Origin of the sequence: Olivibacter sp. LS-1, from assembly GCF_008245145.1 — a bacterium.
Classification (GTDB): Bacteria; Bacteroidota; Bacteroidia; order Sphingobacteriales; family Sphingobacteriaceae; genus Olivibacter; species Olivibacter oleidegradans.
In genome coordinates this window covers 1600696-1625685 of the sequence record NZ_CP041643.1, presented here as the reverse complement: position 1 = coordinate 1625685, position 24990 = coordinate 1600696, and the positions used below count along the sequence as shown (strand labels likewise).

Here is a 24990-nt window from a genome sequence, read left to right as displayed (position 1 = left end):
TATTTTTTATCTATCCCACCAAACTTTCGTCATGATATCATCACCACCGATCCGATTAGCCGCTTCCTGGTAATTCGTTGGATTTGATCTGCGGATTTCTGTTGGATACATGAAACGGGTTGGCATGACACCATCATGTAGCATATACTCTGTTTTCGGAAGTTCCGGGTAACCGGTTCGCCTATACTCAAACCACTGCTGATAATCATTATAAAATAGAGCAATATACTTTTGTTCCATCAACTGCTTCATCGTTCCATTGAATGCTACCACGGGATGGTTTAGATAGCCTTGGGGCATAACACCATTTTTCCACTGGGTGATCCCTGCAGCAACACCTTTTTCGTAAGCTGCTTTTGCCGCATTTAAATCTCCTCGTTCCAAAGCTACTTCCGCTTTAATAAGCTCCACCTCGGCATAACTCATCATCACTTCAACAATCTCCGTCCCCAAAGTGGTATAAACCATGAGGTCGGCATTCGGCTGACTTGGATTGAAATTGAATTGTGAGGCATCCCCTGAATGCGCCGCCGGTACGCCTTTATAACCGATATCGACAGGCTTACCCCCTTCTAAACGGCTCGCTCCTGTCATAAACAAGCTACGCCTCGGATCTTCTTGTGCATTTAGTAAATCGACAAAGAAGGATGCCATAGCCTTAGCATTGGCATAATCCTGCCTTCTGCCCCAGGCATAATCATAAGGGGAATTTCCTGTAATGGTTACAAAGGCAGCTTCAGCATTACTTGTGAACACCGGATATTGATCCGGATTATCGATTATTGTTTGCAACCGTTCATAGCTATTCATTTCCGTTCTTTTAGACATGCGCAGCAATAAACGCATCAACAAGGAGTTATTAAAGCGCTGCCACTTCGTCTTATCGTTACTATAAAGCAGATCCTCTCCAAACATCTTGGAGTCATCTGTCGCATAAATGGTGTTCGCCTCTTCTAATTGTGCAATAAGGTTTTCATAAATTTCCTGTTGTGTATCAAAGCGTGGTTGACTGATACCTTCAGCGGCCTTCATTGCCTCAGAAAAAGGGACATCTCCGAAACTGTCGGTGAGAATCCCCATTATATAGGCCTTTAAGGTAGCCGCTACAGCTCTGTAGACAGGTAAATTGTAATTGTCGGCTGCAGTTTCCATCTCCCTAATATTGGCCATCCACTTATAACACGTATTCCAAGTTCCATTTCCTGAATTTTCATTCAAGTCATAACGGTGAATCCCATTAGAAACGCTTGGATGGGGAATGCATACCTGCATCATCTGCCAATCAAAGTTGTAGCTCTGCTCGGTAAAATAAGTGCTCATGTTGTAGATAACGGGGGTAAGCATACTACCTGGTGATACCACCTCCAACTTATTAGGATCGGTATTAATTTCTTCAAAGTCCTTTGTACAGGCGCTCATCCCTAAGAAGGATACAATAGCCAATGTTTTGATATACGGTTTTAGTTTCATCAGTCAACAATTAGAATTTTACATTTAGATTCATTCCCCATGTCCGCGGTGTAGGCATTTGTCCCATCTCCACGCCTGGAATAATCGTGGCTCCATTTAAAGCTGCCGTCTCCGGATCGAAAATCGGGAACTTGGAAATTATCGCTAAGTCGCGGCCAAAGACCGCAATACTCGCACCGCCCACCCGAAGTTTTTTACATAACTCCTTGGGTAAAGCGTATTCAATACGTGCTTCCCTTAATTTAACATACGAGGCATCAAAGCTATTGGTTTCTACATTGGCTCTTCTATAATAATCAGCATACCAGGTATTAATGGCCACCGGTGTTGTATTAGGTGAATAACTGCCATCTGCGTTTTGCACCACACCATCGCCAACGACGGTACCGGTTTCCCGCCCCAATAAAGTATGACCTAACTTACCCTGTTCAGTCATTTTATGGTGACTTTGCGAATAGACAATCCCACCATATTGTCCGTCAATCGATATGCTTAAACGCCAATTCTTGTAAGAGAACTCATTCTGAAAACCACCACGCCATAAAGGGTAAGCGTTACCGATTTTCTCTATATCAGTAGGTCGTAACGCCAAGCCCGTTTTTGCATCAAATACCACTTGCCCGGCCTCATTACGTACTAAACCGTAGCCATAAAGGTCTCCAATCGATCCGCCCTTCGTGGCGTAGAAATATACCGTACCACTTTCGGCATAAAGCTGTTGGTCTACTCCCATATCTTCGCTCAAGGTCAAAATCTTGTTTACATTCTTTGCCCACGTAATGGTGGTATTCCAATTGAAATCTTTACTGACTATAGGTTTGCCGCTCAGTAAGATTTCAACACCTTGATTCTGGATTTTCCCTGCGTTGATGAAGCGCTCTTGATAACCCGTTGTCACATCTAATGGAACTCGCAACACTTGATTTACCGTATTATTCGTATACAGGTTTACATCTGCATTGATGCGGTTATTAAACAGCATGAAATTCACACCCCCCTCCCACGAGGTTGAAATTTCAGGCTTAAGATCGTCATTGAACAAGATGGCAGGTGCACCGGCCGAACCAGGGAAAGGCGAAGTTTCAAAATAGCTGCGGGTACGATACGGATCGGTATCGGTGCCCACTTGAGCCCACGACAAACGTGCTTTGGCAAAAGAGATCAATTCAGGCAATTCGAATAAATCACTCAAAACATAACTTGAACTCACCGAAGGATAGAAATAGGAATTGTTGCCATCGGGTAAGGTAGACGACCAATCGTTTCTTCCGGTTACATCTAAAAAGATTTTATCTTTCCAACCGATATTGATCAAACCATAAACACTATGGGTTTTACGTTCAACAGTTTGGTTTTCGGCCACAGCCTGTGTTAGGGCATTAGACAGTTTATAGATACCCGGAACCATCAAACCCCGTGCAACTCCATTACTGGTTCTGATTTGATTATGCATAAAGTTTGCCCCTACCGACCCTGTAAAAGAGAAGTCCTCGCTCAATTTATCACGATAGGTCAACAATCCGTCCGTATTGGTCTCTTTGAAAAACACGTCTTGTTGTTTATAATACCCTTGGGGGAAATTTGCCGTATTATAGGGCCGCCGTTGCTCGCGCTGATCCTGCCTCATATTTAAGCCGGAACGGAGCATCAATTCCCATTTACTGTTAAAGCTATAGATACCCTGCAAGTTCCCTTCCAAGTTGGTACTGCGCAGACTATTGGTCATCTCATAGGCAATTAAGAAAGGGTTCTCAATAAAGGAGCTAAAAGGGTGAATTTGTTCTATGTTTTCCATGCCGGGCTTCCAAATGGGACGATACCAATCCAGATCAACATTCGGATTTTGGAAGATCATAAAATAGCCGATCGACTGATTGTTATAACCTGTACCCGGGAGGTTATCGCTGTTCTTATTAGTAAAAGACAACTTCGCGTTCAATTTCAATTTCTCGGTCAGTTGCGCGCTGGTATTCAAACTCGCCACTAAACGGTCGAAACCCGTGTTCGGCATAATCCACTTATTTTTGGTATGCGTAATGGAAGCTCTCGCCGAAAATCGATCGGTTGCTCCATCCAAGGCTACGCTATTAGTAAAGTTTGTTCCCGTGCGCCAAAAGCTTTTGATATTATCCTTGTAAGGTACCCATGGCACACGCGTGGCCGATTGTGCACCCGTTGCGGGATCGTATTGGAAATATGACTGACCGTCAAACTTAGGTCCAAACGCACTGGAGGTAGAACCCGTATTCGCCCCATCTTCCGATAAATCATACGAATAGTAAAGCTCACCTGCGGCGTTGCGGTTTTGTACACCCTGCCCATACTCGTATTGATAATCCGGCCAACGTAAAACATCACTGATACTGGTATTGGAATTGATTGTAATGCCAATCCCCCCTTCATGTTTAGCGCCTGATTTAGTGGTAATGATCAAAGCTCCGTTACCAGCTCTGCTACCATAGAGAGCGGTTGCCGCGGCTCCTTTTAAGACGGTGATCGACTCAATATCGTCTGGATTAATATCGCCTAAACCGTTTCCGAAATCGATTGGAATATCTTTATCCGCACCACTTGCACCCGCACCATAAGCCTGATCAACTCCCGAGCTGATATTTCCATTGATCATGGGGATACCATCTACCACAATCAAGGCCTGATTTTTGGCCGGGTCGAGTGATAAATTGCCACGCAAGTTAATCCGCGAAGTATTCAGCGGACCCGAGCTGGCCTGTGTAATATTTAAACCGGCTACTTTTCCTTTAAGGGCTTCCGACCAATTGTTTGGCATCGCTTCGGTCAAGTCTTTATTATCGAGCTTAGATACCGAATAGCCCAGCGCTTTTTCATCCCTTTTGATACCCAATGCCGTTACCACCACTTCGCTTAAGTCGGTACTTGCACTGCCAAGTGAAATCAATAAGCTTTGATTATCCTCCGTAAATCTGGTGGAATACGGCTGATAACCCATGTACTGAAAGCGTACTTCCGCTCCTCGTGGTACTTTTACCTGAAATTTTCCATTGACATCAGTCACCCCGACGGCCTTACCATCAGCTATAATGGAAACGGAGGGAATCGTTTCGCCGGTTTCGGCCGACTTTACTAGGCCTGCAAGTGCAATTTCTTCCTGCGGTGCTTCTGTTAAGTGAATGTGGTTGTTTAGTTTTGCCAAACTTACCTGATTCGTAACACTGAGGCCTGCCACCAATAAGCTTGTAAAAAAATAGGGTTTAAAATGTTTCATCTGTAAATAGTTTTAATCCATCGGTAAGATGGAGCTTACCATATTTAAAATTTACATTTCCCAGTGTAATGAAAATGAAATTTTAAACATGGACGGTTCATGCTAACTTTTCAATTTGGCGCAAGAATAGCCCTATTATGTTAAGTGTAGGTTAACTTACTATTATCCGTAAAAGTTACACGGACTCGTTACAATTGTCCGGTATACTCATTACAATTTGTCTGGTATTTTATTACGTAGATAAACCTCAATTGTCCATTTTTTAGGACAAGGGAATATACCTGTCGAGGATTTCATTTCTAATTCCGCGCTAATCTAACTGAAAAACGACGAAAACATTTGGCACAGGATTTGAAAATAATAAGATAGGTTTAGGTTGATTAAAAAAAGACGAACGTCCGGCATCCCCAAAAGCCGGACGTTCTCATTTCATAGCACCGACAAAGTGCCCCACTCTAGCAAGCGACGGCCCTAATGCATTTATAAATAACTTAATAATCCGGATTCTGTTCCAGTACGCCCTGACTTTTATCGATTTCCGTTTGCGGCAAAGGCCAATGATAAAAGCGCTCTTCAAATCGATACGTAAGGATACCATCCTTCACATTATTGAGCACCTCTTCTGCTATCCGCCAACGCTTCAGATCAAAATAGCGCAAGCCTTCAAAAGCCAACTCTAAACGGCGTTCCTTGCGAATAGCCGCTCGCATTGCTTCCTTGGTCAAACCCGCAGCTAGCGGATCCAATTTGGCACGTAAACGTATCGCATTTAAGGCCTCTAACACCTCCTGTGTAGGCCCTGAAAGCTCATTCTCCGCTTCTGCAAAAGAAAGCAATACCTCCGCGTAACGCAGCATAACCCAGTCTTGCTGACTTTGTGTCGAATAACCATAAGGTATCAGGCCCGGCGTCAGAAATTTCTTTAACCCGTAGCCGGTGGGCACATTATTGGAAGGCCGATGGACAACACCGTCAAAATTCACCACCTTATCAAAAATCGTCAGGTCTCGACGAATGTCACCTGGTTCAAATGCATTAAAAAAGTTAGGTAAGGGGCTAACCACCGCCCAATCACCATACCATTGATCCATTGGCGTTGCATTATTGGGTGCTAGAAACTTGATGGAAAAAATAATTTCCGGATTACCCTCTTGTGTACCGTCCCTAAAGGTGCTCTCAAAGGAGGGAGTCAATGTATAACCGGCCGCCATGATTTCTTTTGCCAAGGTACTCGCCTCGCTTAACAAAGCGGGGTCAGGCGTTCCATTTTCATCATAGGCCGCATAAAGTAACACCCGTAATTTTAACGCTTGTGCGGATGTTTTAACTATATGGCCATCTCCACTAGCGTAAAGAGTTGATCCTAAATTGGCAATGGCTACGTCCAAGTCAGCAAGTGTCTGCGCCAATACATCCGCTTCAGCAGCCTTTGGCTGAACTTGATTTTCCAAAGTGAGCGGCTCCGTTACCACAGGCACTGCACCATAACAGGCATAGAGCATATAGTAGTAGAAGCCACGCATAAAGCGAACCTCCCCCTCATAGCGCGAACGGGCAGCTGCATCCAATTCCGCCCCCTCGTAAGCACTTAATTTAGAAAGAAAGATATTGGCCCGGGCTATGCCACTATAACATGCATTGTAAATATCAACAATATATCCTCCCGAGGAAGGAAAAATTTCACCGCGCACAATGCCTTGGCTGCCGTTATAATTATGTTGACCGTAGCCATTATCCGTCAACACATCCCAATTAGGACTACCATAGGAAAAGATGCTATTTTGCAACTGCCCATAAATAGCGGTTAGTGCCATATCAAAATCGGCTTTCGATTTCCAGTACTGATCACCCGTTAAACGATCCAAGGGATCTTTATCAAGAAAATCTTTACTACAACCACCCATGCTTAACAGAAAAAGGGTGGTACACATCCATAATATATACTTTTTCATCGTGTTCAACTTAAAATTGCACATTTAGACCAAACGAATAGATTTTGTTTTGAGGATAGCCTACGAAAACACCATTTCCGCCCCGCTCCGGATCCAAACCCGGATAATCCGTAAGGGTAAACAAGTTGTCGCCCGAGAAAAACAGACGCAGCTTTCTCAAACCTATCCGTTCTACTAAATTAGCCGGGAAGGTATAACCGATCGTGATATTCTTTAACCGTAAATAAGAAGCATCCTGTAAATAATAGCTAGATGTCCGCCGCACTTTTGCCGGTGCATCAAAACCCCAATATATTCGCGGCATCGTTGTCGACGGGTTCTCCGGTGTCCACCGATTGCGCCAATAGGTTGTAGGTGGCGATCCCTGAATAAAAGGTACCGTGCCCCAATCGGCGACATAAATTTTTCTCCCCTCTACCCCTTGGAACATAAAGGAAAGATCGAAGTTCTTCCAGCTAGCGTTGCCCGTAAAGGCATATTCAAACGAGGGATATTGACCCCCGAGATAAGTCCGGTCATCATCATCGATGATACCGTCACCATTTTGATCCTTAAAGATCAAATCACCTGGCTGTGTATCGTCATTATATTGACGGGGAGATGCCTGTATTTGTTCTTCGCTTTGAAAAATGCCGATCCACTCCAACATATAAAAAGTATCCCAAGGACGACCTTCCTCCTTAATTGTATTACTGCCAATTTCACGCTGCCCGAACTTTACCAGCTTATTTCGGAAACGATCAATGTTCCCACCAAAACTATATGATAAGCCCTCTAAAGCGCCTGATTGTACGCGTCTACTATAACGCAGCGCAAGCTCAATACCCTCATTCTGCATGGTACCACTATTGATATTTGGCGCTGTAAGCCCCACTACACCGGTTAATTGGGATGGCCGAAGAATATCGGAAGTTGTTTTCCGATACCAGTCTAGGGTAAGATCCAAACCGTTTAAAACAGCCAAGTCCAAACCAATATCGGCAATTTTGGTCGTCTCCCAAGTAAGTAGCTGGTTCGCCAAGGCCGTCTGCGCCGCACCGGTGCTTAAATTGGCATTATCAAATGGATAATTGCCGGTATAATTTAAAATATCCTGGTAAGGGTATGGGTATGTTTCCTGATAAGCATATTGATAAGGCGAGCTACTCCGGATATCAATATTGATATTCTGATTTCCCAATTCCCCATAGGAGCCACGGATTTTCAGGTTATTCAACCAGCTCAAATCTGCTTGCTTCACAAAAGATTCTTCGGAAACCCGCCATGCTCCAGACACAGATGGGAAAGCCCCCCAGCGATGGTCGTTGTGCAATCGGGAGGTTCCATCATAACGCATGTTTACTTCCAATAAATAGCGTTCCTTATAATTATAGGTAAGTCGACCGAAGAATGAACGCATCGCCCACTCGTAGGTAGAACCGCTTGAATTCTGCACTGCTAACCCCCCGGCATCCAACTCCTTCAAGTCCGTACTGAAAAAGTCGCGGCGATAACCGTATAAGTATTCATGCTTATTCGCTTCCTGGCTGAAACCAAGCTGCGCCGATAATTGATGACTGCCTGCAAAAACATCGTCATACTTTAAATAAGTAAATAAGTTGGTATATCGATTTTCGCTGTTGTTAACCCCAAGTCCCTTACCACCTACATCTAAATCTGTCGCGAAATCACCTGTTTGGTAATTATACAGCGGCACTACCGGACGCCAGTCTTTCGATTTGTCAAAGTCCGCAACAATAGCCGCTTTAGAATACCAGTTCAATTTTTTACTCAACTGCACATCCAACCAACCTTGCAGATTAACGGAATAGTCACGATTCTTCCAGAATACCTCGTTCTCCACAATGGCCAACATATTTTTATTGTTGTATTCAAAATCATAGGCTTTAAATGCATAACGTCCATCCGGAAGCTTTGGCAAATACGTAGGAGCCTGTGATATGGTAGCAATAAAAGCATCTTGTGCTCCTTGACGAGGGCGGGAAACATCGCCTTGTTTTACACTTATGTTAGCCCCTATTTTAATATGGTCGTTGATAGAAGAACCAATATTAAAACGGGCATTGTACCTTTTGTATTCAAAACCCTTCATCACGCCGGGTTGATCAATATAACCCAATGATAAATTGTAGTGCGTACCACCGGTACCACCGCTGATTCCGAGATTATGTGTTTGTACAAAAGCAGGATTGAACATAATATCCAACCAATCAGCATTTGGATACTGCACCCTATCGGTTGCATTCCGATATAAATCGATCGCTTCCTGAGGATATAAGCCGGCGGTATTGCCATTATTCAATCTTGCCTCATTCCAAAGTTCCATATATTCGGCCGAGTTGGTAATGAGATCGAACAATCTTGTAGGGGTGTGCACGGCACCATTAAAGGTATAGTCGACCACAAAACCGCCGGACTGACCTGCTTTGGTGGTCACTAAAATAACCCCGTTTGCTGCTCTAGATCCGTAGATCGACGCCGAGGCAGCATCTTTCAATACCGACACGTTCTCGATATCATTGGGGTTAACGTCGTTTAAGCTTCCTTCTACCCCATCAATCAACACCAATGGGTTAGAACCTGCGCCACTGAAAGTACCCTGCCCACGAATTCGGACAGACAGCCCCTCGTTTCCGGGTTCACCCGAATTCTGTACAACACGTAGACCCGGCACCTGTCCTTGCAACATGGATGCGGCATTGGTTACCGGTCGTTTCACCAACTCTTCTCCACTCACGGTCGCTACGGCACCTGTTAAGTTCGCTTTCTTTTGGGTACCATATCCCACTACAACTACTTCATCAAGGTTAGCAGGATCCTCTATCATGACCACTTCCAAAAAGCTACGATTATTCAGCGATACTTCCTGCTCTTGGTAGCCGATATAACGAAACACCAGCGTCGCATTGCTCGGTACCGAGATGGAAAAAGTGCCGGTTTCATTCGTTGAAGTACCCTTACCCGCAGCGTTTTTCAGCAACACGGAAACGCCTCCCAAGGGCAACCCCGCCTTATCCCGTACGATTCCCTTTATGGCAAGCTGCTTTTGTCCACGTGCACGCCTTAATACCACATTATTGCCTGACGCCTCATAGCTAATACGTAAAGGATCCAACAATTCGTCCAATAATCCGCCCAAGGGCCGATCCTTAGCAATAATCGTTACAGTCTGATCGACATTAATGAGTGCCGGACTATAAATGAAGTGAATGTTGAAAGCCTGTTCAATGTCTTTTAACAAAACTTGTAAAGAGGCCTCTTTTTTTGAAAATGTAATGCGCTCATTGAGTATTCCCTGCCCATGGGTATTGGCCGCCCACGTGCTCCCCAGAAGAAATACTGCCATTAATAATTGTAATGTGCCTGTCCTCATGACAACAATAAATGTTGATTTTTTTTCCATACATTTGGTTGTTAGGTTTACTGAAAATTTAACAAATAGCCCCCAAACCACTTTGACGAGCGGTAATAAATTGATGGGCTGAAACTTACCCGCTAATGATGTTCCAGCAGCTTTAGCGGGTTTTTAGCATGCTTGGTTACGTTCTCCTGTTTATTCTGTTCATATCGGTTTTATTGTTGGTTTTTTAAAGTAAATATGACCATACCGTCTTCCAATTGATACCGCGCTTCAACAGCTTTGGCAATTAAGTCGAGCTTCTCCTGCAAAGAAACCTTTCCTAAAAAAGCCGTAATCGTTCGATTCGTCAAAACTTGGCTTTCAATCCGCACAGGCACACCATAATATTCCTGTATGATTTTAGCCACCCTATCCATTGATATATTTTGAAAATCAAAGGCTTTTTCAAAATCATCCTGCATGTGTAAAGCTTCTCGTGAAGGTATAGCAACGAGTGAATGATCCCCTTGCGTTCGCGTTTCTTCGCCCGCTTTTAATAGCAATCCATCGGATTCATCGGGTCTCGATTTAGCCCGGTGTATTCGTTCCTTGACACGGACAGAGCCGCTCGTTACTACCACATGATGGTCTGCTACGCCTGGTTTAGCATCTATGAAAAAACTCGTTCCCAAAACCACTGTGCTCAATTGATCCGTATTAACGACAAAAGGTTGCTGTTCATTTTTAGTAATATCAAAGAATGCCTCTCCCGTTAGGTACACCGCTCTTTTAACAGCAAAGGAGTCGACCTGATAGCTTAGTTGCGACTTTGGTTGCAAGATAACGGTAGACTGATCCGGAAGTTGAACCAGTAAGGCCATATCTGCCGAATTCTTCACTCGCTTTACGCCTCCATCTTTTGCAATAACCACTTCCAATTTGGTCGAACGGGTAACTAATCCCTTCCACAATATAAGTCCGGACACAAGGACGATCAGTGCCGCAGCACCCCATTTATAGAGCTTTCCTTGCAGGGCGCCTATTTTTTTCGTTGTAACATTGTCGGCATCAAAGGCTTTATCTAGAATATTTTTTTGTAAGTCGTCCGTTCCCCCGTTTATTGGCTTTATCTGCATATGCAACAACATCTGTCGCGCTTCTTCTGCAAAGGGAACAAGTGCCGGAAAAAGAACAAAAACTTCTTGCCAGTGCCGGTCGCTATCCGGCCGCGGAAACCTCACCCAGTCAGCAAAATTGTCATCAGTTAAAAAATCGACCGTTTTATAATGTCTATAATGTTGCATGTGGCGTTCAAGCGCTGTCTCTAAAACTATATAGACATCAAAAAGCAAAATCTACTCATGCTTTTGCTTTTTTTTGAATAAAAATAGTTTTGGGATGTTAATTATTAGGTATTGGTTATTAGTTGTTAGTTATTGGTTGTTAGTTGTTGGTTATTGGTTGTTAGTTGTTGGTTGTTAGTTGTTGGTTATTGGTTGTTAGTTGTTAGTTATTAGGAATTAGCTTTCGGTCAGCGATGGGTCGTACATAGCCTATGCCGGTTATAAGTGCTAAGTTATACGTAATTAAGTAAGGGCCTGTGCTATTGTAACTACTCGTTCCACTGTAATAATACATTATTAAAGCTGATAGCTGAAAGCTGACTGCTGATAGCTTTTTAGTTATAAGTGCTAAGTTATACGTTTTAAGCAGGAGCTTGTACTAGTGCTTGTGCAACTGTAATGACTTGTCCTGCTACCCATGTCCTGCTACCAGTGTCCGTTTAAGGCTTAAGAGTGCTAAGTTATACGTAATTAAGTAAGGGCCTATGCTATTGTAACTACTCGTGCCACTGTAATAATATATTATTAAAGCTGATGGCTGAAAGCTGACTGCTGATAGCTTTTTAGTTATAAGTGCTAAGTTATACGTTTTAAGCAGGAGCTTGTACTAGTGCAACTGTCTGTACACACAGGGCAATTATTATTGACAAGTGTTTACATTTTCAGGTGTCAATGAGCTTCGCTGCCGCTTCGGTTATTTACTCGAGCTCTCATCAACCAAAAGAAAATAATAGGATGAAATTAAAAAACATTCATGATTCACTATATTTACCTTATGCCTACCTATAAAGAGGATCATACAATACCCATTATCGGAATCCATGGGTTTCGAAAAGGACAGATTGCCGGTCGTGAGGAAATCATATTCAATGAACTTCATGGTAAACGGCTAATCGAGAAGCCTCATAAACACGACTTTTTTATTATCATCCTCTTTGATCAAGCACAGGGAACACACAATATTGATTCGATAGATTATCAAATCGGCAACCATCAAATACACGTTTTATTTCCGGGCCAGATGCATAAATGGGATATCGAAACAGGAACCACCGGATATCAACTGATGATCGAACGTTCATTTTTCGAGCAATTTGCTCCCTATTTCAGGTTTTCCTTTACCAACTACCAAAATCACCCTGTTATTCAATTGACTGATGAGGCCTTCCAATTATTATTATATGAGTTTGATGCTATCAAGCATGAATTAAAGAATGATCGTTCACTCGTACATCTGATCAGCGCTCGCGCTGCAGTCATTGCCGCAATTGTTAGTAGAGAAGCAGAAGGCACGTTCACCGAGTTCAAGGTTTATCAATCCAATCCCCGGCTAGCTAAATTCAACACCTTAATAGATGAATTTTTCAAAGAGCAGAAGCTAGTGACTTTCTATGCAGAACAGCTACATATTTCACCCAATTATCTGAATATCCTTTGTAAAAAAAATCTAAAAGTTTCAGCAACACAGCTCATACAGCAACGAGTATGTATCGAAGCAAAAAGAATGCTACAAAGCACAAGCCTTTCCATTAAAGAAATTGCTTTCGAACTGGGTTTCGTAGATCACGCTTATTTCTCCAACTTTTTTAAAACCCAAACAGGAATAACGCCTTCGGCTTTTCGCGAAATAGATAAATCCCACAAGTAATAGCAGAAATCCTTCACACCTTATAAAAAGTAGGCATCGTACCTTTGTCATTAGGTATCGTATAATTTGAACGTGAACAAACAATAAAAAGATGAATCATTCAATGCTATCACGTAAAGAATTCCTTAAAAACGCAACCATAGGATTTGCAGGCTTATCACTCACGCCAGGTGTGGTCAATGCACAGGTTAGCAAAGGAGCAGCGGAGAGAAAAGAGGAAAAATTAATGGAGGCCGGTAATTACACGCTGAAGAATGTTCGCTTAGAAACTGGTTTCGAGTACGAAGACGGCGAAGTGGTTGCCACCAAAACAGCGCTTTTTTCCATTGAAGTAGCAAATAGAAAAATCAGAAAAATTAGTCCTAATCAGTCCACTGCGGAGGCAATTGATGCCAAAGGCCTACTTATGCTCCCTTCCTTTAGGGACATGCACATTCATCTTGATAAAACTTTCTACGGAGAAAACTGGCAGGCAGTAAGAAAAAGGACCGGGGGCGTAAAAGGAATGATTGCCCTTGAGCAGAAAATATTGCCCGAAATGTTGAAAAATTCAACTTACAAAGCAGAAAAACTTATTGAACTTCTTCAATCGAAGGGAACATCCTTTGCAAGAAGCCATGTCAATATCGAACCAACGTCGAAGCTAGATTCCTTAAAGCATCTTCAAAACGCATTAGAAAACAAAAAAAATGGTTTCGGAGCCGAGCTGGTCGCATTTCCCCAACACGGCGTTTTTTATACCGATACCGTTCCCTACTTGAAAGAAGCAGCTAAAACCGATATAGATTTTATTGGCGGACTGGATCCTTATTCAATCGATGGCGCAATCGAAAAGACAATAGATTTTACCGTACAACTTGCGCTCGACCACAACAAAGGCATCGATACACACCTACACGAATCCGGAGAATCTGGATTGAGAACAGTAGAATACCTCATCGATAGGGTAATCGAAAATCCGAGGCTAAAAGAAAAAACTTACCTGAGTCATTGTTTCGTTCTTGGAAAGCTAGATGCTAGCAAACAGGAAGAAATCGCTGAAAGGCTTGGTGCCGCTGTAATAGGCGTTGTTTCTACGATACCTTTCGGAGGACTGATCATGCCGATTCCCCTCTTACTAAAGCACAAGGTGAAAATCATGACCGGGAATGATAGCGTTATCGATCACTGGAACACTTTCGGAACGGGAAGCGTACTGCAAAAAGCGAATCTAGCTGCACAATTGTACGGATACACCACCGAATTTGACTTATCGAGAATCTTAAAGCTGGCAACCGCCGGTCCGCTTCCCTTGAACGATCAAGGGGTACAACAATGGCCAAAAGTGGGTGATGATGCTAATATAGTTTTCATCGAGGCCAGCTGTTCTGCTGAAGCTGTTTCGCGGGTTTCACCTGTTAAATCACTCATCTATCAAGGCAATATTGTCTTTTAAATTGAAAATTTCCAGCACTTGACAAAAGTGCTGAGGAGACCGATCATTCAAAACTAATTGAATTATGAAAACAATATTTTTTGTAATGATGCTCATAACGACTGTTACCTCATGTAATTTAACGATGCCGGAAAGTACAAAAAAGATCTTGAACAATCAGGACATTCTAAACCTAGTAGAAAAAAACGATATACAAGGCGTTTCTAAAGCACTGCAAAACGGAGCGGATGTAAACACAAGAGATAAGAGCAAACGATCACTGCTCTTGATCGCGACAATCAACCATCAAACTGAGCTGGCTAAACTGCTGGTAACGCATGGAGCGGACGTCAATCTACAAGCAGATAACCAAGACAGCCCTTTTCTTTATGCCGGTGCCAGTGGACAAACCGAGCTGGTACAGTTATTTCTGAATCACGGAGCGCGTTTCGATATCTTCAATCGTTATCAAGGAACGGCGCTTATTCCCGCTTGTGAGCGCGGGCATATCGAAACCGTTCAACTATTAGCTAACACCAAAGGATTCCCGATAGATCATGTCAATCGCTTGGGATGGACCGCCCTGATGGAAGCCGTACTGCTAGGTGACGGAAGCGAAAAATACCAACGGATCGTACAGATCCTGAAAGACGCAGGTGCCAAGCTAGATATTCCCGATCATCAAGGTGTAACACCGCTTCAGCATGCACAAACCAAAGGATTTAAAGAAATTGTCAAGATCTTGCAACCTTAGTTATTTGTCGATACAGGCTTGCTCCTTTAGCTAAAGGACAACAATACGAAAAAGAAACACCAGTAAGCAATCAGTGTTTCATAGTCCACTTTTTTCTTGAGCGCAACCAGTGCCCCGCGCAAAAGATTGTAAACCGATTGATGATTTAGATTCATCATTTCAGCAATTTTTTGTTGTCGGAGGCCTTCATAAAACCGTAAATAAAGAATTTCCCGCTGACGAGGTGAAAGCTGATCGATATAGGACTTCAAACGCTTTCGAACAGCGGGGGGCGTCGCAGTCTGTTCGTCCAGTTCGATAAAGAAGTCGGGAAATTGATACTCAGACTCCTGAAGCTGCTCTTTCATTTGCCACTTCGGAAGTTCACGGCCTATTTTATTTCGAACAGCCTTCATCAGGTAAAATTTCAAAGAAACCGGCTGCTGCAAGTATTGCCTTCGCCTCCATATAAAAAGAAACACCTCTTGTACGCAGTCCTTTACTAATTCCTCATCTGTGCACAAGCGCATGCCATAATCGTAAAGAGTGTCTGTATAACGCCTCACTAGGGCAGTGAAAGCCCCTTGTTGCCCATCAACCAGTCCATCCCACATAGACCGATCATCCCATGCCGATTGCTCTCTCATAATTGGTTATTTGATTCCGATTCGTTAGTTTTCCATCGAAGATGTTACAAAACTAATTATACCGGGAGAGAAAAAATTACAAGATATAACCTAATCTATCAGCAATTTTAGCATTTTATGAACCGTCTACCTATATTCCGAATGATTCTGGAACATTTTCATCACCAATCGGAGTCTATCAATCCGGGCGCATCCGCTCGATATAGGTAGCGGGTTGATTACGCGAGCCTTTCTTCAGTTCGAAAGTGTCAAAAAGTTCACCTGATGCCTTATAGGCTTTATAGATTAATCGATCGTGATCAACATGAATGACCTGAAATAACTGTGTATGAGATGCCAGCTTATCAGCCCATTGGTTATCCGAGCCCATCTCATACATTTTTGGCCCCGCCACGGACACCAAATACATAGGGCCACCGGCACTTTTTTTCGACTTTCCGACTGGCAAATTTCTACCACGCCCATAGGTATGATCATGCCCTTGCATCAATATATCAACATGGTATTTCTCAAATAATGGCTGAAACAATTCTCGGAACTCCTTATTATCTCTTCCTTTCGCTGTCGAGTAAATCGGATGATGAAAAGTCAAGAATGTCCACCGCTGCGGATTATTCTTCAAAACCTGTTCCAGCCAATCGAATTGTTTTCTACGCGCAAGACTGTCCAGTACAATCATTTGCGAATTCAGCGAAATCAAGCGAACATTGGCGTAATCTACGTAGTAAACACTTTCCTGCATTCCTTCCGGCCCATTCGTAGGTAAAGTGTACTGTGCTTTCCAATGTGGATCCAACCTTAACATTTGCTGTTCATCACGCTTATACTCATGATTACCCGGTGTCGGCACACTCGGTATCATACCATTGATGAACCCACCGCCGAAATGCCATTCACCCCATTGCTCATCGTTGTTCGACCGATTGATCAAATCGCCTGCATGTACAATAAACCGCGCATCGCCTTCGGTAGCAAATGCCTTTCGAATTACTCTAGACCATTTGGATTTAATATCATTCTGCGCATCACCCAAGTAGATAAAAGAGAAAGCCTCTTCTTTCGCAGGAGCGGTTTTAAATTGAAACCATTCGCTCCATAAAGTATCACTTCCCACACGATAAGCATAGAGCGTACTTGGTTTGAGGTCACGAAATGTCACTCGATGATAATGTGCAGCCGCATATTCCTTATCCATCAGACTGTTCGTTGTTGCTTGGAGTTGACGTGCTTTGGGTGGTTCGAGTCCTGGAGCACTCATTTCCTCGGCAATTTCCGCCCAACCGGTAACTATTGAAGTATCCGTACGCCAGGTAACAGACTGTGTGGTAGTCGGATCCTCGGCCCAAGTCAATATGACGCGGTCCGGGTACACCGTTGGTTTAAATAGCTGTGCCTGTACCTTGCCCGTTACAAAAAAGAAAAGACAGCAGTAGCAAAAGAATTTGATGTGTGCGCTCATAAATGTAAGCTGAATAAAATCAGGTTGCAATGCAAATATACCGGTCGTAATATTAAGCAAGTATTAAGTTATCAGACCGATTCCCACGAAAAAGCCTTGGCTCTTAAGCCAAGGCTTTTTAATTTACTCGAGCTTATCCCCTATGTGATTATTTTCTCTTACGTGCCACCAAGCGGTAGATTCCTACTTCAGTTCCCGTATCAGCTAGCATGGAAAGATTCAATTCTCTTTCGTTGGCCTTTAGTTTTATCAATGTACGATTTCCTTCTTTTGGGCCCCCTCCAATGATAATGGGATAACTGTGACCTTCCTGCGGTTTGTGTACACCGTAGCGATGGGTATGTCCTGAAATAACCATATCAACTCCGTACTTTTCAAACAGCGGCGAGAAGAGCTTCCGACAATGCATAGTTCCATGCCAGTCGCCTGAATGGAAAGGAGGAATATGCATTAGTACCACGCGAAAGGCAGCTTCCTTTGCACTTTTGCTTTGTAACTCGGTTTCCAGCCAGCGTGCTTCCTCTTCCCTAAAGACATCAAAAGCGGCCAACCCGTCGTATTCCACATCGTCGTCTACCTTGTCTTCCCCCGTATCCAAAGCAATAAAATGCACCGGTCCACGGGTAAAAGAAAAATAAGGCTGATTATTTATATTTTCAAAGTAATCAGCCAGATGGTAAGCAAACTTTCCACGCGTCTCATGGTTTCCACGAACAAATAAAAAAGGCTTTTCTGACGCAAATATTTCCGTACACGGCTGAATCAGGTGATCAATCAGTTGTTGTTCACTTTCCTGATAGTCGAACATGTCTCCATTCAAAAAAACAAAATCAAAAGGATCCGTGCCATTTAACTTCATGAGCTGACCAAAAGAAAGAGGCCGATCGTGAATATCGTTAAAGATCAGCATGGAGACTTCCCTATTGGAAGGATCGGGTGTAGTAAACTGATAAAAGTCGCTAAAGATCGTTTCCCCGAATGTTTTCTCATAAGGTTTAAACATCTGTATCTCGCGCGAACACACGCGATAACGATAAGTAACGCCAGGTTTTAAATTCCGGAGCGTAATTCGATGCATGGTATTGTTCGCAACCACCAAACCCAATACGACAGCCTGCGCTTTTCGCTGCTCGCCACCTTTTACTTCCTGAAATTCTACCCAACTATGGCTCGGTTTAGCTGTTATCCAGCAGATGGTCATCGCATTCGCCATTGGGTTTTGCAGGTACGGCTTCGTAAGAAACACATGGTTTGCCTGAGATTCTGCACCGATCCAGGCCGGAGCAATAAACCCTATCGCACTACTTTTAGAAATCACCGATACAAAAGCCCTTCTATTTAATTTTGTTGTCATGCCAGTCATTCTTTAGGATTAAAAATTAGGATTTTGCTGTAATTTAGGATTCTTTTGTATTTCCCCAATGGGAATAGGCGCAAAATAGCCCTTTACATTAAATTGGCGCGGTGCCACATCAATTATTTTGTATTGATAGGTGTAAGTCTTCCGGTCTGCATTGAGCTTCGCCAAGATATCTATTCCTTTTGCCGGTACGTTCATTAAACTTTCAGCAATCAACCAGCGTCGCATATCGAAGTAACGATGCCCTTCGAAAGCCAGTTCATACTTACGCTCATAACGATACAGATCGACCAAAGCCTGTCCACTGACCGTTGAGGTCGGCATGCCGGCACGTGTTCTTACCGTATTGATTGCTTCCCGGGCCTCTGATTCCCTACCTAAAGCGAGCGCGGCTTCGGCATAATTCAACAAGATTTCGGCATAGCGAAAAATGATCCAAGGCTGCTCTCCGCGAAAAAATTGACCATCTACATTGATATCCAGAAATTTTCGGGTATAGTAGCCCGTGATGGAAGCATTCCAATTCTCAATCGGACTATAACGGGTGTCCACGCCCCATACTTCCTCAATTTTATTGGTGGAGGCATTATATACTTCCTTACGCCCCGTTTGAATCACATTGTCGGGATCCAGCGCCGCCGCGTCTGTGGGCCGCTGTCGCCATTTGGCACCATTATATAAAATAGACGCATAAAATCGCGGATCACGACCTACATATGGATTTGCTGCATCCTCCGGATTATTCCAATCAAAAGGAGAGCCATCCCGTTTTTGATAACCCGAAACAAAGTTCTCTATCGGCAGGTTGCCACCCCAGTTATGATAACCATTTGGTCCGTTCCATAAATCCACGGATGTACCTTTCAATTCTTTGTTATGCAGAATGGCAAAAATGATCTCCGGATTATGATTGTCTAAAAATACTCGTCCGTAATTTTCGGTAGCAGAATCTGTAGGTTGGTATAAACGATGCGGCCCTGGGTTATCCAACAGATCTTTGGCCGCCTCATAAGCTCGCTGCCACCGTTCCTGCCGGTTACCACCTACATAGCCTACCAAAGCATTGCTGTTTGCAGCTTTATTATATAGATCACTCGCTGCATATAAAAGGATGCGCGATTTAGCCGCCATGGCGGAAAACTTGGTAGCCCGTCCCTTATGATCCGCCCCGTAACTTTCCGGCAATAACGCAATCGCTTGATCGCAATCAGCCACAATTTGCTCAACGCAGTCTTCAAAAGAACTACGCTCTACAAACATTTCCTCACCACTGTCCAAGCCGAAAGATTTAGTAATCAACGGTACCCCGCCAAAATGACTTACCAAATTTAGGTAAAAATAGGCGCGCAAAAAATAAGTTTCTCCTAACAAACGATTTTTCATCGCTTCGTCGGTAAACGGCACACGATCCATATTTTCAAAAAGGAGGTTACAATTCCGGATCGCCTTATAGTACGGTTCCCATCGTCCGAACTGGGTTAAGGTTCCCATATTTTCCGGTGTAAAAGTCCCTTTTAAAACGACGTCCGTGCCCTTATCACGTAGGTACATCCCTTCATCCGTAATGGCGGTATGCATCACCTTCCAACTATCAATAAAGGGGTCCCACACGTCCACATATAATTCATTTACATACGATTGTACCAAGGCAGGATCCTTCCATACGTCCGCATCGGAAATGGAATCCATGGGTTTCCGATCCAAAAAATCGTCCTTACAGGCACCGAATACCAAAAGGAAAAAAAGTACCGCAATATTATATCTTTTATTCATGATTTAGCTTTTAGAAAGTGATATTAGCACCTATATTATAGATCTTGATTTGGGGATAATAATGAGCTTGATTTCCATTATCCTCTCTGTCATGGATTTCAGGATCAAAAATCTTCATTTTATCCCAAGTAAACAGGTTTTGTCCACTGAGATAAAAGCGTAAACCTTTCAGCTTGATTTTTTCGATCACGTGTGCCGGAAGGGAATAACCAACCTGTAAGGTCTTCAGACGAACATAATCGGTATCCCATAACCAATGGGAATTGCCCTGCGTAATCCAATACTCACGCGTATCGTATACACGAGGAACATTCGTGTTCGGATTATCCGGTGTCCAGCGATTTTCTACAAAAGCAAGGGGAAAATTCCCGATCAGGCCCGACTCGGTTCGCACATATTGCGAGCCTCCGGTAGCGCCCTGAAAAAGCGCCGAAAGATCAAAGTTTTTGTATTGCAAATTAATATTCAATCCGAAATTCCACTCGGGGAAAGAAGGTTCAAAACGGATACGATCCAACGCATCTATTTTGCCATCTCGGTTAAAGTCCTCAAAGATCACATCTCCCGGGCGAGCACCTGACCAATGAGGATAATTTTCCAGCTCCTCTTCATTTTTGAATACCCCGATGGCATGGTAATAGAGCCCGGATCCAATGCGAGAACCGGTATATTGTTGGTATGCCGGGATATTTTGGGATTCATCCCAAAACAGAATCTTGTTGCGCGCAAAGGAAACGGTGCCACTGATGTCCATTCGTAAATTCCCGAAGGTATTCCGATGGCTTAATACCGCGTCAAAACCTTGGTTACGAACTTTTCCTAAATTCTCGTCAGGTAAGGAAAACCCTGCATACTGTGGTATTGACTGCGCACGCTGAATAAGAATTTTATCACGATCTGCACGGAAATAATCGAATTCCAGTCCGAAACGACCATTCCATAATTGAGCTTCCAAACCGACGTTTAAGGTATTGGCTACCTCCCAGGTAATATTGGGATTAGCCACTCTCACTGGATAAATTGCGGGATTGAAGGTTAGGTTATCTCCGAAAATTGCTCCCTGGAGAACACTATTTTTCTCAAAACCATAATTACTTAAGAACTGGAAATTATCGATTTTATCATTTCCCATTTGCCCATAAGAGGCCCTTAATTTCATGAAATTGACTGTTTTCGCATATTTGGTCCAAAAAGATTCATTGGATAAGACCCAACCGGCTGACACCCCGGGAAAGAAACCATAACGTTTCCCCGCGGGAAAGTTCTGCGAACCATCTACCCGAAAATTAAGGTCGAGTAAATAGGTATCATTGTATTGATAGGATACTCTACCAAAATAATTTCTTCGGGCAAATTCATAGCCATACCCTTCCACCCTGCGCATGTCCTGACCTCCCGCAAAAAGTTGGTCAACCACCGGGGATATAAAGTCCCGACGATAGCCCAGAATGTTGGTTCCCTTATCCACATTTTGCTCATATGCCACAAAGCTATTCAGACTATGCTTGCCGAAAGAGCGTACATAGTTGATCTTTGTATTAAAAAGAACCTGCTGATTCTGATCGTAACGTTCGGTCAGTTCCGGCGAATTAACACCCCGTTGGGCGGCGACCAACTTCGGCTCGTTATTTTCGTCAAAACCGCCAAAGGAATACAAGGTCCAAGGCTTTACAAAATTTTTGCGGTGCAGCACCTCTACACTCGCTGCATAGGTTCCATCCACAAATAAGCCTTCAACTCCCGGAATCTTGATTTTATAACCAATAATCGCATTCCCGAGGTTAATCACATGGTGGTTATACCCAGCTTCCTCTGTGGATGTCACTACGGGGTTATTACCCCCTTCAATATCCGGCCCGGGGAGGCCGTTTGGCCAAATGGCTGTTTCCGTTGGTCGACCACGTTGAATAAACCGGAAAATATCGCCCGCTCCGCGCGGCGCATAATTTCGGTTCGTATGCCGACCCTGCAAATCAAAGCTCAATTGTATATATTCATTGACCTTTGCATCCAAATTAACCCGTAAGTTTTGTTGCTTATAATTGGTTGCACTATTCCTGTACACGGCATCTTCATATTGGGAGCCCAATGAAACAAAGTACTTGATATTCTCCGATCCCCCGCGCAACCCTAAATTATGTCGATTCTGTAAGGAAAGCGGTTTAATAACCGCATCGATCCAATCCGTGTTCGGATGGGTATAAGGTGAAGAACCATCGGCAAATTTCTGGATATCTTCTGCCGAAAATTTAATAGGCTGCCCCGCATATTCAAGAATCTCATTGGTCAGTTGCGCGTATAACGGAGCATCAGCCATTTTGGGCATTCTCGTTGGAGTCACAAAACCCTGGTTAAAGCTATAATCGAGCGTCGGCTTTCCGTCAATTCCACGTTTCGTTTTTACTAGGATAACACCGTTCGCTGCTCTGGCACCATAAATCGAAGCGGAGGCATCTTTTAATACCGATACCGTTTCAATGTCATTCGGGTCCAATTTGTCAAGTCCTCCCAATAAACTCGGTACTCCGTCGACAACTAATAGCGGGCTATTATCGCCCAGCGTACTTTGTCCGCGTATAAACAGTTGCGCTCCGCCAGAACCCGGTTCGCCAGTCTTTTCCAGTCCGGTAATCCCCGCTACACGTCCTGCCAGCGTATTGGCTACATGGGTCGTAGGCGCCTTATTGATCTCTTTCCCCGAAACCGTTGCAACCGCTCCCGTTACTGTGGCTTTCTTTTGTACACCATAGCCAACCACTACTACTTCACTCAAAGCGGCACCTTCTTCATGCAATTGCACATCGATCGTTTGCTTTCCTTCTACCGGCACTTCCAATTGTCGATAGCCCACATAAGAGAACAAGAGTACATCACCCTTAGCGGCCTGAATACGATAATGCCCTTGACTATCGGTATTCGCACCCTTGCCACCGCCTTTCACCAGCACACTGGCTCCCGGTAAGGCGTTTCCCAAGGAGTCGGTTACACGACCGCTTACCAGCAGTTGTTTTATCGCATCACTCTTAGCCTTCACATTGTTGAGCGACACGGCGATGGTATGGTTAATTTGTCGGAAAGACAATCCGGTTTGGGTCGCAAGCTCCACCAAAATATCCGATACCGCATAAGTTCCGGAGATTGAAACCGGACTTTTATAACTATCCAAGGCTTTTGGATATAAGAATTTATAGTTTATTTTCGACTCCAACACTTCGAGCACTTGCTTAACGGTTGCCTGTTTCATATCCAAGTGAACGGTCAGCGTTGCGAGTCCCTGTGCTTTTCCTGTAGTGGCAAAAGAACAGGATAAGCTTATTATAAGAAACGCAATAATGGTTGCGATACGCATAACTATCCTAATTACTACTTGTTGTAGTATTAATTTCATAATTTTGAGTGTTTAATGAATATTGAGTTCGTTAATCCGTAGCAGCTTTTCTTACCGGCCAAAGTATTGTTAAGCTGCCGTCGGCGGGAACATTATCCGATGTTCCCGCTTCTTTATGTATTTTATGCTATGTCGGTTTCATTTTATTATTTTTGAGGTTGATCAATTAAGGACACTTTCCGTCTGTAATGACGATTTCATTTCCGTTAGTTGTATACCGCAGCTTCAAGACAAAAGCCAACGAGTTTAACACATTATATAAACCGGTATTGGTATGCTCCCCGGCTATCACGCAATTCTTTAATTTTTCTTTATCAATACGGATCGTTACACCATACCAGCGCTCCATTTCGCGTGTCGCCTGCCAAAGGGTTTTATTATTTAAGTTGAGCACCCCATTTCGCCAGCTCGCGCTTACCGAGGCGTCTACGGCTTTCACCGCCGATAAACCCATTCCTTCCAAGTACTCAACTTGTTGATTCGGTGCCAATACCCGCTCCTCCTTTTCACCGGCTACTTTCACTTTGCCCGACTGTACAGTAACCACCAAAGGCTCATGCTCAAAAACTTTCATATTAAAAGCGGTTCCCAATACTTGCGTAACTAGCCTTGAGGATTCCACGTAAAAGGGTCTTTGGTTATCTTCTTGTATCTCAAAAAAAGCCTCTCCTATTAACTTGACTAAACGAACGGAATCATCAAATTGCTCCGGATATACCAATTTACTGCCTGCGTTTAACCACACCCACGAACTATCGGGCAAACGCAGCTTGGTGCGGGTACGGGCGGGATTCGTTATTGTCTTCCATACCAATGTCTTTGCGGATTCCGAAGACAAGGCTTCTCTCTTGTTCAAATAATTTAGCAAGACCACACTTCCAACAAGCAATAAAGTGATGATGGCTGCCACCTTCCAGAAGGACAAGCTCCTCGATTTGCTTGCCGCCACGGTACTGATGGATTGTTCTCGCAGGTGCTGCAACACATCCTCTAAACGAGCTACTTGCTCGTCATCCAAACGATCCATATATTGCCCCAGCTCTTCGAAAAAAGCCTGAGATTCTTCCGCTGAAAGGTTATCAAACCAATTAATCAATTCCAACCGCTCTTCCTCCAGCAAGGTGCCGGCTAAGAGTTTATGGATATATCGGTGTGTCGTATACTTCATGTCTTTATGATAAAGTGTATACGAACAAGGAGCTCACATCCCCCTCTCCCT

14 protein-coding genes are annotated in these 24990 nt (G+C 43.6%); 3 read left to right on the top strand and 11 right to left on the bottom strand.

Annotation, left to right across the window (positions count from 1 at the left end; all coding sequences use genetic code 11):
* Nucleotides 1-6: 6 nt before the first annotated feature.
* The 5 genes from FKG96_RS06560 to FKG96_RS06540 all read right to left on the bottom strand — a co-directional run bounded on the left by FKG96_RS06560 (nt 7) and on the right by FKG96_RS06540 (nt 11310).
* Entirely contained in the window at nt 7-1470 is a 1464-nt protein-coding gene (locus FKG96_RS06560; protein ID WP_130856123.1) for a SusD/RagB family nutrient-binding outer membrane lipoprotein, read from the bottom strand.
* A 10-nt stretch (nt 1471-1480) separates the two neighbouring features.
* Nucleotides 1481-4714 carry a SusC/RagA family TonB-linked outer membrane protein gene (locus FKG96_RS06555; RefSeq protein ID WP_130856122.1) on the bottom strand — a complete coding sequence of 1078 codons (3234 nt, stop codon included), beginning with the start codon at nt 4712-4714 and terminating at the stop codon, nt 1481-1483.
* A 491-nt stretch (nt 4715-5205) separates the two neighbouring features.
* On the bottom strand, nt 5206-6666 hold the full coding sequence (locus FKG96_RS06550; protein ID WP_130856121.1) for a RagB/SusD family nutrient uptake outer membrane protein: 1461 nt from the start codon (nt 6664-6666) through the stop codon (nt 5206-5208).
* A 10-nt stretch (nt 6667-6676) separates the two neighbouring features.
* Nucleotides 6677-10069: a TonB-dependent receptor gene (locus FKG96_RS06545; protein ID WP_130856120.1), complete on the bottom strand. Its 3393-nt coding sequence runs from the start codon at nt 10067-10069 to the stop codon at nt 6677-6679.
* A gap of 170 nt (nt 10070-10239) precedes the next feature.
* Nucleotides 10240-11310 carry a FecR family protein gene (locus FKG96_RS06540; RefSeq protein WP_130856119.1) on the bottom strand — a complete coding sequence of 357 codons (1071 nt, stop codon included), beginning with the start codon at nt 11308-11310 and terminating at the stop codon, nt 10240-10242.
* Nucleotides 11311-12103: 793 nt separating this feature from the next.
* Here FKG96_RS06540 and FKG96_RS06535 point away from each other — a divergent pair.
* The 3 genes from FKG96_RS06535 to FKG96_RS06525 all read left to right on the top strand — a co-directional run bounded on the left by FKG96_RS06535 (nt 12104) and on the right by FKG96_RS06525 (nt 15165).
* Nucleotides 12104-12997, top strand: coding sequence for a helix-turn-helix domain-containing protein (locus FKG96_RS06535; protein WP_130856118.1), 894 nt, complete (start codon nt 12104-12106; stop codon nt 12995-12997).
* 91 nt (nt 12998-13088) lie between these two features.
* Nucleotides 13089-14432, top strand: a complete 1344-nt coding sequence (locus FKG96_RS06530; RefSeq protein WP_130856117.1) for an amidohydrolase — start codon at nt 13089-13091, stop codon at nt 14430-14432.
* A 64-nt stretch (nt 14433-14496) separates the two neighbouring features.
* Nucleotides 14497-15165, top strand: a complete 669-nt coding sequence (locus FKG96_RS06525) for an ankyrin repeat domain-containing protein (RefSeq protein WP_130856116.1) — start codon at nt 14497-14499, stop codon at nt 15163-15165.
* A gap of 26 nt (nt 15166-15191) precedes the next feature.
* Here FKG96_RS06525 and FKG96_RS06520 read toward each other — a convergent pair whose 3' ends face one another.
* From FKG96_RS06520 to FKG96_RS06495, 6 genes are all read right to left on the bottom strand, one after another.
* On the bottom strand, nt 15192-15791 hold the full coding sequence (locus FKG96_RS06520; protein ID WP_130856115.1) for an RNA polymerase sigma factor: 600 nt from the start codon (nt 15789-15791) through the stop codon (nt 15192-15194).
* A gap of 178 nt (nt 15792-15969) precedes the next feature.
* The gene (locus FKG96_RS06515) at nt 15970-17250 is read right to left on the bottom strand and encodes a metallophosphoesterase family protein (RefSeq protein ID WP_130856114.1); all 1281 of its coding nucleotides are present in this window, start codon (nt 17248-17250) and stop codon (nt 15970-15972) included.
* 148 nt (nt 17251-17398) lie between these two features.
* The gene (locus FKG96_RS06510; protein ID WP_130856113.1) at nt 17399-18604 is read right to left on the bottom strand and encodes a metallophosphoesterase family protein; all 1206 of its coding nucleotides are present in this window, start codon (nt 18602-18604) and stop codon (nt 17399-17401) included.
* A gap of 18 nt (nt 18605-18622) precedes the next feature.
* Nucleotides 18623-20383, bottom strand: coding sequence for a RagB/SusD family nutrient uptake outer membrane protein (locus tag FKG96_RS06505; RefSeq protein ID WP_130856112.1), 1761 nt, complete (start codon nt 20381-20383; stop codon nt 18623-18625).
* A gap of 10 nt (nt 20384-20393) precedes the next feature.
* On the bottom strand, nt 20394-23771 hold the full coding sequence (locus FKG96_RS06500) for a TonB-dependent receptor (RefSeq protein ID WP_149105274.1): 3378 nt from the start codon (nt 23769-23771) through the stop codon (nt 20394-20396).
* Between the two features lie 166 nt (nt 23772-23937).
* Complete coding sequence (locus FKG96_RS06495; protein WP_130856110.1) at nt 23938-24939, bottom strand: FecR family protein; 1002 nt, start codon at nt 24937-24939, stop codon at nt 23938-23940.
* Between the last annotated feature and the right edge of the window lie 51 nt (nt 24940-24990).

Excerpts from the sequence above, each read along its gene's own strand:
- FKG96_RS06535 (WP_130856118.1), top strand. The coding sequence starts at position 12,104 with ATGATTCACTATATTTACCTTATGCCTACCTATAAAGAGGATCATACA.
- FKG96_RS06525 (WP_130856116.1), top strand. The coding sequence starts at position 14,497 with ATGAAAACAATATTTTTTGTAATGATGCTCATAACGACTGTTACCTCA.
- FKG96_RS06530 (WP_130856117.1), top strand. The coding sequence starts at position 13,089 with ATGAATCATTCAATGCTATCACGTAAAGAATTCCTTAAAAACGCAACC.
- FKG96_RS06510 (WP_130856113.1), bottom strand. The coding sequence starts at position 18,604 with ATGACAACAAAATTAAATAGAAGGGCTTTTGTATCGGTGATTTCTAAA.
- FKG96_RS06520 (WP_130856115.1), bottom strand. The coding sequence starts at position 15,791 with ATGAGAGAGCAATCGGCATGGGATGATCGGTCTATGTGGGATGGACTG.
- FKG96_RS06545 (WP_130856120.1), bottom strand. The coding sequence starts at position 10,069 with ATGGAAAAAAAATCAACATTTATTGTTGTCATGAGGACAGGCACATTA.
- FKG96_RS06560 (WP_130856123.1), bottom strand. The coding sequence starts at position 1,470 with ATGAAACTAAAACCGTATATCAAAACATTGGCTATTGTATCCTTCTTA.
- FKG96_RS06515 (WP_130856114.1), bottom strand. The coding sequence starts at position 17,250 with ATGAGCGCACACATCAAATTCTTTTGCTACTGCTGTCTTTTCTTTTTT.
- FKG96_RS06550 (WP_130856121.1), bottom strand. The coding sequence starts at position 6,666 with ATGAAAAAGTATATATTATGGATGTGTACCACCCTTTTTCTGTTAAGC.
- FKG96_RS06555 (WP_130856122.1), bottom strand. The coding sequence starts at position 4,714 with ATGAAACATTTTAAACCCTATTTTTTTACAAGCTTATTGGTGGCAGGC.
- FKG96_RS06540 (WP_130856119.1), bottom strand. The coding sequence starts at position 11,310 with ATGCAACATTATAGACATTATAAAACGGTCGATTTTTTAACTGATGAC.
- FKG96_RS06505 (WP_130856112.1), bottom strand. The coding sequence starts at position 20,383 with ATGAATAAAAGATATAATATTGCGGTACTTTTTTTCCTTTTGGTATTC.
- FKG96_RS06495 (WP_130856110.1), bottom strand. The coding sequence starts at position 24,939 with ATGAAGTATACGACACACCGATATATCCATAAACTCTTAGCCGGCACC.
- FKG96_RS06500 (WP_149105274.1), bottom strand. The coding sequence starts at position 23,771 with ATGAAATTAATACTACAACAAGTAGTAATTAGGATAGTTATGCGTATC.